This window comes from Cupriavidus necator (assembly GCF_040578825.1).
Taxonomy (GTDB): domain Bacteria; phylum Pseudomonadota; class Gammaproteobacteria; order Burkholderiales; family Burkholderiaceae; genus Cupriavidus; species Cupriavidus necator_E.
Genome location: NZ_JBEFLI010000005.1, coordinates 101,482 through 114,935, shown reverse-complemented (window position 1 = coordinate 114,935; position 13,454 = coordinate 101,482). Strand labels below are relative to the sequence as shown.

The 13,454-nt window shown below is 64.6% G+C and carries 13 protein-coding genes; 8 read left to right on the top strand and 5 right to left on the bottom strand.

The window, feature by feature from the left end:
• Positions 1-390 precede the first annotated feature (390 nt).
• From AB1I47_RS04775 to AB1I47_RS04765, 3 genes are all read left to right on the top strand, one after another.
• Positions 391-807 (top strand): SRPBCC family protein, encoded by a 417-nt coding sequence (locus tag AB1I47_RS04775; protein WP_354682621.1) that lies wholly within the window; start codon positions 391-393, stop codon positions 805-807.
• Positions 808-872: 65 nt separating this feature from the next.
• Positions 873-1,340, top strand: a complete 468-nt coding sequence (locus tag AB1I47_RS04770) for a CBS domain-containing protein (protein ID WP_354682620.1) — start codon at positions 873-875, stop codon at positions 1,338-1,340.
• Positions 1,341-1,396: 56 nt separating this feature from the next.
• Positions 1,397-1,972, top strand: a complete 576-nt coding sequence (locus AB1I47_RS04765; RefSeq protein ID WP_354682619.1) for a BON domain-containing protein — start codon at positions 1,397-1,399, stop codon at positions 1,970-1,972.
• 268 nt (positions 1,973-2,240) lie between these two features.
• On the opposite strand, the gene AB1I47_RS04760 is transcribed toward AB1I47_RS04765, so the two are convergent.
• Positions 2,241-2,975: an RNA polymerase sigma factor gene (locus AB1I47_RS04760; RefSeq protein WP_354682618.1), complete on the bottom strand. Its 735-nt coding sequence runs from the start codon at positions 2,973-2,975 to the stop codon at positions 2,241-2,243.
• A 222-nt stretch (positions 2,976-3,197) separates the two neighbouring features.
• Between AB1I47_RS04760 and AB1I47_RS04755 the strand changes: the two genes are divergently transcribed.
• Positions 3,198-4,577: a c-type cytochrome gene (locus AB1I47_RS04755; RefSeq protein WP_354682617.1), complete on the top strand. Its 1,380-nt coding sequence runs from the start codon at positions 3,198-3,200 to the stop codon at positions 4,575-4,577.
• A gap of 148 nt (positions 4,578-4,725) precedes the next feature.
• On the opposite strand, the gene AB1I47_RS04750 is transcribed toward AB1I47_RS04755, so the two are convergent.
• Positions 4,726-5,040: an H-NS histone family protein gene (locus AB1I47_RS04750; protein WP_354682616.1), complete on the bottom strand. Its 315-nt coding sequence runs from the start codon at positions 5,038-5,040 to the stop codon at positions 4,726-4,728.
• Positions 5,041-5,416: 376 nt separating this feature from the next.
• On the opposite strand from AB1I47_RS04750, the gene AB1I47_RS04745 reads away from it, so the two are divergent.
• The gene (locus AB1I47_RS04745) at positions 5,417-5,704 is read left to right on the top strand and encodes a GYD domain-containing protein (protein ID WP_354682615.1); all 288 of its coding nucleotides are present in this window, start codon (positions 5,417-5,419) and stop codon (positions 5,702-5,704) included.
• 356 nt (positions 5,705-6,060) lie between these two features.
• Here AB1I47_RS04745 and AB1I47_RS04740 read toward each other — a convergent pair whose 3' ends face one another.
• The 3 genes from AB1I47_RS04740 to AB1I47_RS04730 all read right to left on the bottom strand — a co-directional run bounded on the left by AB1I47_RS04740 (position 6,061) and on the right by AB1I47_RS04730 (position 10,941).
• Positions 6,061-6,363: a hypothetical protein gene (locus AB1I47_RS04740; RefSeq protein WP_354682614.1), complete on the bottom strand. Its 303-nt coding sequence runs from the start codon at positions 6,361-6,363 to the stop codon at positions 6,061-6,063.
• 31 nt (positions 6,364-6,394) lie between these two features.
• Positions 6,395-6,847 (bottom strand): PA2169 family four-helix-bundle protein, encoded by a 453-nt coding sequence (locus AB1I47_RS04735; RefSeq protein WP_354682613.1) that lies wholly within the window; start codon positions 6,845-6,847, stop codon positions 6,395-6,397.
• Positions 6,848-7,068: 221 nt separating this feature from the next.
• The gene (locus tag AB1I47_RS04730; protein ID WP_354682612.1) at positions 7,069-10,941 is read right to left on the bottom strand and encodes an ATP-binding protein; all 3,873 of its coding nucleotides are present in this window, start codon (positions 10,939-10,941) and stop codon (positions 7,069-7,071) included.
• Positions 10,942-11,197: 256 nt separating this feature from the next.
• Here AB1I47_RS04730 and AB1I47_RS04725 point away from each other — a divergent pair, with 256 nt between their 5' ends.
• The 3 genes from AB1I47_RS04725 (at position 11,198) to AB1I47_RS04715 (ending at position 13,447) form a co-directional block, all read left to right on the top strand.
• Complete coding sequence (locus AB1I47_RS04725; RefSeq protein ID WP_354682611.1) at positions 11,198-12,565, top strand: tetratricopeptide repeat protein; 1,368 nt, start codon at positions 11,198-11,200, stop codon at positions 12,563-12,565.
• Positions 12,566-12,796: 231 nt separating this feature from the next.
• The gene (locus AB1I47_RS04720) at positions 12,797-12,997 is read left to right on the top strand and encodes a hypothetical protein (RefSeq protein WP_354682610.1); all 201 of its coding nucleotides are present in this window, start codon (positions 12,797-12,799) and stop codon (positions 12,995-12,997) included.
• A 141-nt stretch (positions 12,998-13,138) separates the two neighbouring features.
• Positions 13,139-13,447, top strand: a complete 309-nt coding sequence (locus AB1I47_RS04715; RefSeq protein ID WP_354682609.1) for an EthD family reductase — start codon at positions 13,139-13,141, stop codon at positions 13,445-13,447.
• The last annotated feature ends 7 nt before the right edge of the window (positions 13,448-13,454 follow it).

Sequence of the window (13,454 nt, the reverse complement as noted above, 5' to 3'; positions counted from 1 at the left end):
CCCTGGCGAGGTGTACCGGCCACCGAAGCCGTGGTTGGCACGCGCCTATCAGAACCTGATCTATTACAACCGCGTTGCCAAAGGCGGTCACTTCGCCGCTTGGGAACAACCGGAGCTATTCAGCGCCGAACTGCGATCCGCGTTCAGGACGTTGCGCTGAGGGAAAGAAGCTGCGTAGCGACGGTGTCGGCACACGGCCCACGATGTCGAAGCGCCGCCCGGATGAGAATTCTCGACGGTGACCGGCCCTCGCCTTCCCGTTCTTTCAGTCCTGCGCGTAATTTCTGCACTGCCTTCTACAACGCTTCCCGCAGCAATAGCGCGAGTGGCACCCAGCAACATGGAATGAGACTTGCGCCGGTTCACCCGCCTTTGAAAAATGGAGGTGATATGTCAACCATCGAAGAATCGGTCGATGTAAGGGTGCCGGTGCAGCTCGCGTATCAGCAATGGTCCCGGTTTGAGGAATTTCCGCAGTTCATGGAGGGCGTGGAAGAGGTGAAACAGCTTGACGAACGCCGTTTGCACTGGCGTGCCGAGATCGCCGGGAAGGAGAAAGAGTGGGATGCCGAGATAACGCAGAATATTCCCGGGCAGCGCATCGCGTGGCGAAGTGTCGCGGGCGCCGAGAATTCAGGCGAGGTCAACTTTTCCCCCCTCGACGAGGGAACGACTCGGGTGTCGGTACGGATGAATTACGAAACCGAAGGCGTGGTGGAGGCCGTGGGCGATGCTGCGGGCGTCCTGAAACGCAGAGTCGAGGGTGACCTGGAGCGATTCAAAAAGTACGTCGAGGCCCGCGCGTAGGCGTTCACGTTGGCACGCGAGGATGCGAGCTCGTGCCCGCAAGGAAATACTGTTGGAGGCGTACCATGCAGACCCGGAATATCTCCCAAACGACGAACGCCTCGCTGCGCTTGCGGGACGTCATGACCAGGGATCCTGTCTATGTCGGCCGCGACGATTCCATCCAGCAGGCGGCCAAGCTGATGGATGATCTCAACATTGGCGCGTTGCCCGTTTGCATGAACGGACGCCTGGAGGGAATGATCACGGATCGCGACATCACCGTCCGCTGCACGGCAGCCGGTCGCAATGCCGACGCGAAGGTGTCCGAAGCCATGTCCACGGGAACAGAATGGTGCCGCGAGGACGATACCGTCGATGACGCGCGTGCTGCCATGGCCGAGCGGCAGATCCGCAGGATGCCGGTGGTTGATCGCGACAATAAGTTGGTTGGCATGGTTTCGCTCGGCGACATCGCAACGAAGTCCGGCGAAATCGAGAAGACCGGCGATACGTTCGCCGAGGTTTCGAACCCTTCTGCGCCGGATCGATAGCTGTCCGGAGAGTCCGCCCTCGCTTCGGTCAGTTTAGACCCGAATGGAGAGAGAACATGAACCAAGGCATAAACCGACGCAACGAGCCAGACCCCAGGGGCGGCTTCTCTGACAAGGATGTTTATGAAGGGGCCTTCGGCGAAAGCAATTTCGGCGTCTACGACCGTGAAAGTCCCGGCGTCGGCCCCTCGGGCGGCACGCGCACAGGGCCGAAGGGCTATCAGCGCTCAGACGAACGGGTCCGCGAGGAGGTCTGCGAGCGGCTCATCGAATGCCGCTACCCCGTGCACGATGTGGAAGTCAGTGTCGCGGCCGGCGTCGTGACCCTGACAGGGTCGGTCGCCGAGCGCGCACTGAAATACCGCATCGAGGAAATCGTGGAAGATACCTTCGGTGTGAAGGAGGTCGAAAACCGCCTGCGCGTCGGCGCGGAAATCAGCACGACGCCATCGCCGGGCGCCGCCAGGCCCGGCAGCACCGGGGGCGGGGGCATCAGCGGGTTAAGCACCTCCAGCGTAACGACGGAGGGGTCCGCAGCGGGCAGCGGCGCGGTGTCTGCGGACAAGGCCGGTACGCTGGCGAGCGGCACTGACACGGTGACCGGGCCGAAAGCGGGAGGCAGCACAGCGTGACGATATGTCGAAGGCCGGACCGGCGTGCGCCGCGGGCCTTTCAGATCGCCAGCGCGTGGAAATCTCGGGGCCATCAACGAACGGCTATACCCGATGATCGGCCGAGTGTGATCGACAAGCTCGGCGCCAGGCGGGAGGCATACATCCTGCCGGTGGAAGCGCTCGATGCCACCACCTGGCCGGCCTGCCAATTCACCAGGTCCTACTCAACCCGCAGCGTAGCCTTCATCATTGGATGCAGGGTGCACACATAGGTAAAGACCCCTCGTCATTGCGAGCGGACCAGTCCGCGCATGCTAAGTGCGGCGAACACGTGATTGACCACCGCGTCGCAGCGTGCACCGGCAAAACTGAACGTGCCCTGCAGATAGGGCTTTACCTCTTCGGCCAAGGATTCGCGCAGCATCATGCGGGCCCGCAGGAAGCGCGTCTTGACCACGTCACCGTTTACGCCAAGGCAATAAGCCGTTTCCTCTACGCTCATGTCTTCGACGGCCCGCAGGATGAACACGCTGCGGTAGATAGGCGGCAGGTTTTCGACCGCAGCCTGCAGGAGATCGCGCACCTGACCGCGTTCGACCATGGCTTCAGGTGATTCGTCGTCAGCGCTGCGCAAGGACATCACGTTCTCCTGTAAAGGTTCTCCAGGAAGATCTTCTTCAGCAATCCGGTCTTCCATCTGGACGAGCCGGCGTCTCTTGCGCTGCGCCGTCAGGGCGACATTGATGGCAATGCGCGCCAGCCAGGTGCTCAACGCGGCCTCGCTGCGAAACGAATCCAGGCTGGTAAAGGCACGCAGGTAGGTTTCCTGCACTACGTCCTGGGCTTCGGCATCATCCGGGACCACGCCACGCGCCGTCCGGAACAACAGGCGGTTGTTACGCCGCATGATGGCTTCGAAGGCAGACGCGGTGCCGGCGCGAGCGCTGGCGACCAGTTCGGCATCTGTGGTGGCATCGACGCCAGACGGCATGGGTGGCCCGGGATCCCGGTTTGCGTCCATGTTGGAGATATCCCTCCTTTCCCGTTCCTGATCATTAGACGGCACCGCTGCGAAAAGGTGACAGTCGGCTGGGGCACATACCCTGCTGCCATCCCTGGCCTCGAGTCGAGCCACGCGTCAGCAATCATAGGCAAACGCACCCGCCACAACCCATCGCAATGTGGCCCAGGCCTCGTGTCACCTTCCCGCGTCCGCCAGCGTCTAACGACATATGCAACGGACATGTTCGAGCCACTGCCGTCGGAGACATGTCGGTTGTCATATCAGTTGCCGCATCTCATCCTGACAAGGACGTCGATCATGAACAAGCCACCCTCCTCCCTGGCACCTGAAACGGAAGTGCAGCCCGTCCCGCTACTGCATCGGTCGATGCAGTGGCTGCCTCGACGGAGGCTGGTCAATGCACTCATGACGGCGGTCGCGGTGGCGGCAGCCTCGGCATGCGGCGGCGGTTCTGGAGGGGGAGGAACTGACGCGGCCAGCACGGAAGCGGCGCAGAAGGCCCTGGTCGAGCAGGGCAAGCAGATATTTCGCTTCGATACCTTCGGGGACGAAGCGAAGTGGACCGATAACCTGAAGATGCACGAGGTCATCGCCAGCTCGGTGGATCCCTTGACCGCATTTTCCGTCGGGCTGAAGGTGGACGCCGAGGCCTTGCCCGAGGCTGTCGCGAATGGAATCCGCAACGGCACGATCGACCTCAAGAGTCCGGCAACGACGGTGGCGCTGCTGAAACTGGACGCGGTCGTCGGCATCAAAGGGACCGTCGAGACGGTCAATGGGGTAGACAGACTCACCCGCGTCGGCATTACCTGCGCGCTCTGTCATTCGACGGTGGACAACTCGTTCGCGCCGGGCATCGGCAAGCGACTGGACGGATGGCCCAATCGCGATCTCAATCCTGGCGCCATCATCGCGCTGTCACCTGCCATTGACGACGCCATGAAGAAGGTCCTCAACGCCTGGGGTGCAGGCAAGTACGATCCCCGCAACAATATCGACGGCCTCAGCAAGCCGGTCGTGATACCGCCCGCCTTCGGGCTGGCCGGCATTCATCGCATTACCTTTACCGGCGATGGCGAAGACATCATGTACTGGAATCGGTATGTCGCCGTCTCCCAGATGGGCGGCCTTGGCTCCGTATCCGAGCCGCGCCTGAATATCTCCATCACGAATGGCTCGGTGGATCTTGTCACCAGCAAGCTTCCGGCCCTGCAAGCGTATCAGCTATCCCTGAGCGCTCCGCCGCCGCCGGCTGGCAGTTTCGACCCCGTGGCGGCACTGCGGGGCAAGGTTCTCTTCGAAGGCGCGGGCCGATGCGCCACGTGCCATAGTGGCCCGGCATTTACCGATGCCAACTCGCTCCTTCATCCGCCCGGCGACTCGATGGCTGAACCGGAGACCCCAAGCTACGCCTCGCGCTCCGCCACCAAGCAATACCGAACCACGCCGCTGAAGGGCGTATGGCAACACCCCCCCTATTTCCATGACGGATCTGCGGCGACTTTGCCGGATGTCGTGAGGACCTACAACACAAAGCGGGGGCTGGGGCTGAGCAGCCAGGATATTGCTGATCTGGCGGAATATCTTAAGTCGCTGTGAACGATATTACAGCCGGGCTAGCTCAGCGTGGCAGACATGACACGACCAAGGCCCGGCAACCCGCGGATTCCATTCGACCAGCGCTGCGGATGGCGCGCCGGGTAATCGTCGCCGTCGCGGGCGCGCTGCTCGCCCCGCGGGCGACCTGTCATTCCTGCGGAATGAGGAACCGCTCGGGTCGCTTGCCCAGCCACGCCGGCGCGCGGCCACGTCCCGACCAGGTCTTCCCGGTCTTGGGATCCAGATACTTCGGCGGCAGCGATGCCTTTTCCGTTGAAGTGGAAGCCGCCCCGGCGGGCCGGCCGCGACCGCGCCGCGGTGCGATATCTTCGGGCGCCAGACCATACTGAGTCATCAGGCCGCGAATTTGTTCGATGACGCTCTCCACCTCATTGGCGCGCGCCTGTTCAATCTGGGCTTCCAACGCCTGCTTTTGCGCCATCAGTTCCTGATACGTTGCCATCTGTGCCTCCGATTTTCCAGTCATTGTTGACTTATACGCATAATAAAGTCGGCCGGCAAGATATTCGTTCTTCACTCCTCAGGGAAAAGCTAATAAGTCTTCAGATTCGGAAAACGCTTTCCCCCAACCCTTCACGCGTTGTGCCCATTGCGGTGCACCGCTGATCAAAGAGCAGGCGAGCGACGATGGCATAGACTAAAAGACCGTCTATCGCTTGCCCGGTGCCGCTTTGAGGCAATGCAACGTCGCTGGCCTCCGATTCAAGCAGGCGAATGGCGATAGCAGACGCGCCGCAACGCTTCTGCTTGGCGCGGCCGGCTCTCGCTTGTGACTGTCGTGCCGAATTGCGGAGCAATTTCTTGCACGGAGGTATGCCATGACTACGTACGTCATTCTCAGCCGTCTCGCTCCTGACGCGTTCACGGATCCCAAGGACATAAAGAAACTCGCCGCCACAGTCGCCGAGAAAATCAAGACCGAATGCCCTGCCGTGACCTGGAAGGACAGCTATCTGACACTCGGGCGCTTTGACGTGGTGGACATTGTCGAGACGGATGACCTGAAGCAACTCGAGCGCGCGGCACTGATTATCCGAGGCTATGGACACGCCTCTACCGAGACCCTGCAAGCGACGCCATGGGACCAGGCTATCGCCGCCCTGTAGCGCAACGCGATGGACCATGTGGCTCGCGCGACGGCGGCGCAGCCGGATGGAGGTTGACCTGACTGCGGGCTGGCCTATAATTGAAGTGCTGACTGAGACACGCTTGAATAAAGCGAAGGCAGGCCAGCGAAACGATCATGTTTCCTGGATGATTTCCAAGTGAAGCACGATCGTGCAGGCGAAGAAATATGCCTGCAAGTCCGGACCGGATCATGAAATACTGACCCGGTTCGGACGCACCCAGATGGCAAGCGCTGAGCACCTGAAAAGGTGCTTTTTTGTTGGCGGCATGCAGGACGACGTCGGCCGCCCGCATCCCAGCCGCCACCATTGCGCGATTGCGGCACGACGACAAACTAGATGTCGGGGGCGAGCAGGAGGCCGCTTTTCACTGTGTGGATCAGCGCAAGTCGATCCTCGACTGCCTTGCGCAGGACTTCGCGTCCCCTGAACGGATCCGTCAGGTAACTGGCGTACTGGCTTGCGCGAATCTGCACCTTGAGACTCATCATCGTCGATCCGCTCTCCGGCCATGTCACCATGAACGCCGGATGGCTGTCTGCGCATTCAACGAAAGCCGTATCAGGAGACGGAAAACAGGAGTCAGCGCCCTGGGCGAGGAACTGGAGATCCTTGTCCTTGAACTCGTAGGTTGCCATGTCTGAATGCCGCGTGGATGACTGCGCGCCCTCAGTGAACCTGCATGCCGCGCATGGCATGAATCCGCTCATGGTGCCGCTTCAACGCGTCATACTGGCGCTGAAGCGTTGCGCTGGCCTCTGGTGGCAACGGCTTCATCATGACGGACTGATACTCCCGCCTGGCGGCATCTTCCTCGTGCTCGCACATCCCCAGCACTGCGTCATCGTTGTTTGGCTGCAGCATGTGGCGGAACGCCATCCAGCCGCGGAACAGCGTGCCATTCATGCTGCCGCGCTCGGCCGGCTGACCGCCCATGCCAGCGACCAGTGACTGCAATTCCTTCACCGACGCCCGGTAGGATTCCGCGGTGCTGGTCAGAATGTCGCGTAGCTGCGCATCGCGCACTTCACTGGCACCGCTCATGCAGGCCAGTTCGCTGTCCTTGCCAGCCTCGATCAGCTGGTTCAGCGCCGAGACAGCTTGTTGCTGGTTGTCGCCCATGGAATTCTCCCAACATGCACAGGCGTCGGAGACGCCATATCAGGAATCGGCCGGCCGGTTCGCGCCGGGCTTGAAGCTGCCTGCTCGTTCACAGGCAAGGCGTGATTCCATGATAGGAGATGGGCGAACCGCAGCGGGAAGGCGCCCGGCGCGCTACAGGCGTGATCCGCGAGAGCAGGAAGGTCGCAGGACAGGTCTGATGCCGCCTGTTCGATCCGCGATCAGGCTGCCAGCCGCTCCAGTGCCGCATCGATGGCATCCACGGACTGCATCAAACCGGCCGTATGGGCCTCGTCCCTGAGCAGATGTAACCGGGCAAGCAGGGCCGTCGCGCTCGCCCCACCCTCTTCCCGTCCGGCGCATATCAAGGCGCGGCCCCTGCGGATCAGGAAATCTCCCCACGGAAACGGCTCATGCCGCATGTAATCCTGTAGCGCAGCCAGGTAGCGTTCGGCTTCCTGCCACCGGCCTGCCGCCAGGGAAACTTCGATCGCAGCTTCGAGCAGGTCGATATGGCAATGGCTTACGCAGCCCTGGGCCAGAAGGGCCTCGCCCTGGCGCAGCGCCTCGAGCTGCTTGTCCGGATCGCGTGCGGTGCGCGCCAGGAACCCCAGCACGGTTGGCCCTGAATACCGCACGCCGCTGGCGTAGCTCAGCTGCAGCGCTTCGTCGAGCAGGGACTCCGCCTCCTGCACCTGGCCGAGCGCGCCAATGGCCAGGCCAAGCCGTGCCAGCACTTCAGCCTCGAAACGCCGGGCCCCCAAGCGGCGCGTCAACGCCAGCGCCAGCCGCGCGTGCGCTTCGGCACGCGGCCAGTCGCCGGCGAGTTGCGCGGTCGATGTCATCACATCGTAGGCCAGCATCTCGCTGCGCGCATCGCTGATACGCCGCGCCAGGCGGAGGCCCTCCTCGCAACGGGTTTGCGCGGCGCCAAGCTGGTTGCGGAACAGTTCCACCGCGCCGACCATCGGCAGGTTGGCACATTCGATGCGGATGAAGCCATGCGCGCGTGCCAGCTCGACGCAGCGAACAAAATGCGCATGCGCGGTCAGCATGCGGCCCTGCTGATAGTACGCATCGCCGAGGCCGCCCAGAGCACGCGCCTCGCCCAGCACCGATCCGGCCGCCCTGGCATGGCCAAGGGCGCGCTGGTGGGCGGCGAGGCATTCGTCCATGTCGCCCATCGGGAAATAGAGATTGCCGCGCAGCGATTCGATCTCGGCCAGCCGCTCGGGCTGGCCCGGAGCAGCGGCGGCCTGCTCCGCCTCGCGCAGTGCCGCCAGCGCTTCTTCATAGCGGTCGAGCAGGCGCAAGGCGGCCGCCGTGCCAAGCCACACCCGGGCCCGCTGTGCCGCCTCGGTCGCCAGCGATTGCGCTTGCCGGAACGCCTGCAGCGATTGCGCCGGCAGGCCCAGGTCAAGCGCCAGCTCGCCGTGCAGGCAGGCAAGCGTGTGCCTGCAGGCGTTGTCGCTATCCAGACGCTGCGCGCGCTCGACCAGGCGCAGCGCGCGCTCGCCGCGGAAGTGAGCCGCCTCATGCCGCGCGGCAGCGGCATAGGCCTCGGGCGCCCTCGCATCGCCGGCAGCATCCAGGTGCTCGGCCATCAGCGCCGGATCCCGGCCTTCGTACCACGCGGCCGCGCGCCGGTGCAGGTTCTGTCGCCGCGACTTGAGCAGCGAGGCGTACACCGCTTCGTGGATCAGTGCGTGCATGAACAGGAAGTCTTCGCCTTCCGGCCGGGCCATGGCTTGCTGCACCAGGCGCTCGCAAACGTACCCAGGATCGTCGATCAAATGCCGCAGCGCGGCCGGGCTAAAGCGCTGGCCCAGTACGGCGGCGGCCTGCAGCGCCTGGCGGTCGGCGGCACAGAACCGGTCCAGCCGCGCCAGCACGATGCTCTGCAGCGTGCCGGGCAGCTCGTCCGCGCCCGCCTCCGCGCCACGCAGCAACTGGTCGAGAAACAGCGGATTTCCCTCGGCCCGGCGGATGCAGGACGCGGCCACGGCAGGATCGACCTGCCGATGGCATGCGGCCAGTTCGTGCGCCTCGGCATCGTCGAGCGGCCCGAGATCGATGGTGGTCAGCGACGCGCCCTGGCTGGTTGCCCGCCAGGCCGCATCGAGCGGGTCGTGCTCGGGGCGTACGGTCAGCACCAGGACCAGCGCATGGCTGCGCGTTGCCGCGGCCAGTTGCGCCAGGCAATCGAGCACCATCCGCTCGGCCCAGTGGACGTCTTCGACCACGATCAACTGCGCCCGCGTGGCGCTCCTCCGGGTGGCCAGCGTCACCATCAATCGCTGTGCGCCGCGTTGCCGGCTGGCGGCGTCCATTGCGGCCAGCGCGGCGGCCTGCTCGGCGGACGGGGGCAGTTCGAACATCTCGCGAGCGAATACAAGCTCGCCCTCGCCGAGTTGGCAGGCTGCGAGCGCCTGCTCGATGGCCGCACCGGTCGCTTCTTCGGCATCACCGCCACCCGCGCCCGCACGCGAGGCGGCACCCAGCAGGCTGCGCGCGAGCATGCGCAAGGGATCGCCGCCGCTGCCGGCGCCGAAGTCCAGCACCAGCGCCCGGTGCGCCTCAAGGCCATGCTCGCGCGCCAGCGCAACGAAGCGGTCGGCAAGCCGGCTCTTGCCGATGCCGGCCTCGCCGCGGATCAGCACGACCCGGCCATGGCCGGAACGCAGGACGCTGTCGGCAACACCGGCGAGTTGGGCCAGCTCGGCCTGCCGCCCGACGAAGGCGTGCTGCGCCGGCGCGTGTTCCACCCCGAGAAAGCGCCGCACGCGCCAGAGCGGAATCGGTTCGGCCACGCCAGGGAGCGCGGCCTGTGCCACGCAGTCGGCTTCCAGGCGTCCCGGCAGCGCCTGGTAGACCCGGTTCGACACCACGGTCGAGCCAGGCTCGGCGCGCTCCATTGCCTGCAAGGCTACGCCAACCGGGCCGCCGGTCAGCGTCATGCCGCTGTCGCCGCTGGCCGCCAGCACCTGCCCGCTGGCCAGACCGACGCGCGCCAGCAGCATGGCGCTTGCAGAATCCGCCAGCCGCGCCAGCCCGGCATGCAGCGCGCCGGCGGTGTGCAGGGCTCGCTCGGCATCGTTCCCATGCGCCACCGGAACCCCGAACACGATGGTCAGCCGGGTGCCGATTTCATCGGTGATATGGCCGCCGCATGCACCAGCCAATGCCCTGGCATGCTGGCGCCAGCGGGCAAGGGCAGCGTGCAGTGGCTCGGGTTCCAGGCCAGCGCTGCAATCGTCCAGGCTGGCTACCAGGACCACCGCGTGGCGCAGCTGCGGCTCGGAAGCGATCACGGCGGCGGCAGGCACCGCGGCACCGTCGTCACCGGCCGGCATGCCAGCTACCGGCTCGCGGCGGGCCCGCAGCATTGCCTGGTACAGCGCCTCGGTTTCGGGCTCGGGCGACACGCCGAGTTCGCGTTGCAGCGCCGTCCGGCACAAGCGGTATTGCCTGAGCGCCAGCGCCTGCCGGCCCTGCCGTTCATACAACCGGATCAGCGCCCGGTGCACGCTTTCCTGCAGCGGATCGAGCGCCAGCAGGCGGGTGGCAGTGGCGATGGCCTGCTCCGTCTCGCCGGCCTGCTCATGGTGCGCCAGCAACCTGGCCATCACCGCCAATGCCACGCCGCGCAGACGCTCGCGTTCGATCGCCAGCCAATGGTCGAACGCCGGCGCAGCGGCATGAAAGCCTTCCAGCAAGTCACCCCGGTACAGCGCCGCGGCGCGCGCCAGCGACGCGGGCGTGGCCTCACGGGCACACCGTTCGAACTCGCACACGTCGACGTCGATCGCGCCGAGCGTCACACAGTCGGCTTCCGCCAGCACCACCTGCTGGCCAGCCTCTTGCAGCGCGCGCCGCGCCGCACTGAGCGCCTGGCGCAGGCTGCTGCGGGCCTGCTCGGTATTGCTTTCGGCCCAGCACAGTGCGGCGAGCTTGTCGCGCTGCTGGGCACGGCCTTGCGCCAGCGCGAGATAGGCCAGCACTGCACGCGCCTTGCGGGCAGTCAGCGAAACCGGCGTGCCGGCTGCGGAACTCAGCTGGAAGCCGCCGAACAGGTCAAGTCGGGCGCGGGCCATGATAGGGAAACCGGAAAGCCCATCATTTATAGGCGACGGCACGGGCCGCGCGCGCCTCGCCGGCGCAAAGAGATGAAGCCGGTACTTGCCGCCCTGCCGCAATTTTCACGCTTCTTTCACGCTCGATTGCCGGGCCCGTTCACGCCCGCTACCTAGTATGTGGACAACCCCGGCCCGCGTGGCATCCGCCGAAGCGGGCGAACCGGGTCTGCCGTCGAGGCAAAGGCTGCCTCCGCCACATTGGAAGGATTGCGTCATGACACATACTGACTCGCGCGGTGTTTCGGTCTCGAGCACCAACATCAGCTCGCTGGAGCGCTTTGAAGCCGCCCTGGAATTGCTGCATGGCTACTACGGAGACCCGCTTACGGTGATCGAACATGCCCTGGCCGAAGACCCGGACTTCGTGATGGGCCATGCCATGCGCGCGGGGATGATGATCACGGCTGGTGACGGCACCGTGGCGCCGATGCTAAGGCACAGCGTGGAGGCAGGCGAAGCGTTGTCCGCCAGCGCCAACGAGCGCGAGCGCCGGCATATCGCGGCGGCGCGCGCCTGGCTGGATGGTCACTTCGCGCGCTCGATCCAGCTGTACGGCGACATCGTGGTCGACTATCCGCGCGACAGCCTCGCGCTGCAGATCGCCCATATCGGCGACTTCCTGCTCGGGCAGTCCACCTTGCTGCGAGACCGCATCGCACAGGTGCTGCCCCACTGGAATACGCGCGTAGCGGGCTTCGGCTATGTCCTTGGAATGCATGCATTCGGTCTCGAGGAAACGCACTTGTACGAGCAAGCCGAGGAACGCGGCCGCTTTGCCCTGGAACTGAACCCGCGTGATCCCTGGGCCATTCATGCGGTCGCCCACGTAATGGAAATGCAGGGTCGCCAGGACGAAGGCATCGACTGGCTGAGCGGGCGCGCCGCCGACTGGTCGCAGGACAATATGATGGCCGTGCACAACTGGTGGCACCTGGCGCTGTTCCATCTCGACCTCGGCCATACCAGGCAGGTGCTGGCCATCTACGACGCGCACATCCGCGAGAACCACTCCGCGGTGGCGCTGGAGCTGATCGATGCCTGTGCCATGCTGTGGCGCCTGCACCTGCGCGGCATCGACGTGGGCGAGCGCTGGAACGAACTCGCCGACACCTGGCAGGCACGGGGCGCCGAAGGCTACTACGCCTTCAACGACACCCATGCGGCCATGTCCTATCTCTGCGCGGGGCGCGACAGCGCACTGGATGCCCTGCTTGTCGGCATGCGCGCGGCGGCAGAAGGCAACGGCACCAATGCCATGATGACGCGGGAAGTGGGACTGCCTGTGACCGAAGCCCTGCTCTCCTTCTCGCGCCAAGACTACGACCACGCCATCGATCTGCTGCTGCCGGTCCGCCAGATCGCGCACCGCTTTGGCGGCAGCCACGCCCAGCGCGACCTCATCAACCTGACGTTGATCGAGGCGGCATTGCGCGGCGAACGCGCCAATCTGGCCTGCGCGCTGGCGGCCGAGCGCATGGAGCTCAAGCCGATGAACCCCAGCCTCAGCAAGCTGGCGCAGCGCGCCTCAGCGCTCCAGCGCGAAGCGGCGCAGTGGGATGTCGGCTCGGCGAAAGTGGCTTGATGCAGGCGCAGTCGCTGACCGTCGCAGACTGGGGCGCTGCTTCAGTCTGCTGCATTGCCGCATATCTCTGCCTTGATGCAGGCGACAAAGACGTCTATTGTTCCCGTTCGGTGTACGCTCCCAGCGCTCCTCGCACCGATGCACCCACTGCCGTCGTCACCGTCGACCGTGGAAGCGAGCTCGGGGCAGCAGTCGTAGTTCTATTTTCCAACCACGACAAAGGAGGCCGACATGCTAAGCCCGCATGAAATCGCCGCGCTACTGCTGCTTGGCGACGCGCACGATATCGACGACCTGGAGCCCGAGCAATTGGACACCTTGTTGGTTCACAAGCTGGTCACGTTCGAGCATGGTCATGACAGCGGCGAGGCTTACCCCCGCCTGACAAGTCAGGGGCATTCCATGCTCGAAGCCGTGCGCCGCATTCGGTAAGGGTGGTCGCACCCTTGTAAGCCACGTATCAAGTATTAGCCCTGCAGGTCAACGGTGGGCTGCTAGCCAGTTGCAGGGATAGCTGTACCGAACACCTGGCAAGCTCAGGCTCTGGCTGACTCACGTCTGGGAGAAACCACGATGGCGAAGCTGGTCGTGCTATACAAGAAACCTGCGGACCAGGCGGCGTTCGATTCATATTACTTCTCGACCCATGTTCCCATCGCCAAGAAAATCGCCGGCGTGCGATGCTACGAGGTCAGCAGCGGCCCGGTTGCAAGCCCGGGCGGCGATTCGCCGTTTCACCTGGTTGCCGTGCTGACCTTCGATTCGCTGGCGGCGCTCCGGCAGGCAATGGCTTCGCCTGAGGGCGCCGCAACAGCAACTGACCTGGCCAATTTTGCCCAGGCCGGCGTCGACATGCTCATCTTCGACACGAAGGAAGTTTAGACCGGCG

Bases quoted from the DNA above. Each gene is read 5' to 3' on its own strand.
- AB1I47_RS04725 (WP_354682611.1), top strand. From the start codon at position 11,198: ATGACACATACTGACTCGCGCGGTGTTTCGGTCTCGAGCACCAACATC.
- AB1I47_RS04775 (WP_354682621.1), top strand. From the start codon at position 391: ATGTCAACCATCGAAGAATCGGTCGATGTAAGGGTGCCGGTGCAGCTC.
- AB1I47_RS04740 (WP_354682614.1), bottom strand. From the start codon at position 6,363: ATGGCAACCTACGAGTTCAAGGACAAGGATCTCCAGTTCCTCGCCCAG.
- AB1I47_RS04745 (WP_354682615.1), top strand. From the start codon at position 5,417: ATGACTACGTACGTCATTCTCAGCCGTCTCGCTCCTGACGCGTTCACG.
- AB1I47_RS04770 (WP_354682620.1), top strand. From the start codon at position 873: ATGCAGACCCGGAATATCTCCCAAACGACGAACGCCTCGCTGCGCTTG.
- AB1I47_RS04765 (WP_354682619.1), top strand. From the start codon at position 1,397: ATGAACCAAGGCATAAACCGACGCAACGAGCCAGACCCCAGGGGCGGC.
- AB1I47_RS04720 (WP_354682610.1), top strand. From the start codon at position 12,797: ATGCTAAGCCCGCATGAAATCGCCGCGCTACTGCTGCTTGGCGACGCG.
- AB1I47_RS04760 (WP_354682618.1), bottom strand. From the start codon at position 2,975: ATGGACGCAAACCGGGATCCCGGGCCACCCATGCCGTCTGGCGTCGAT.
- AB1I47_RS04735 (WP_354682613.1), bottom strand. From the start codon at position 6,847: ATGGGCGACAACCAGCAACAAGCTGTCTCGGCGCTGAACCAGCTGATC.
- AB1I47_RS04755 (WP_354682617.1), top strand. From the start codon at position 3,198: ATGTTCGAGCCACTGCCGTCGGAGACATGTCGGTTGTCATATCAGTTG.
- AB1I47_RS04730 (WP_354682612.1), bottom strand. From the start codon at position 10,941: ATGGCCCGCGCCCGACTTGACCTGTTCGGCGGCTTCCAGCTGAGTTCC.
- AB1I47_RS04750 (WP_354682616.1), bottom strand. From the start codon at position 5,040: ATGGCAACGTATCAGGAACTGATGGCGCAAAAGCAGGCGTTGGAAGCC.
- AB1I47_RS04715 (WP_354682609.1), top strand. From the start codon at position 13,139: ATGGCGAAGCTGGTCGTGCTATACAAGAAACCTGCGGACCAGGCGGCG.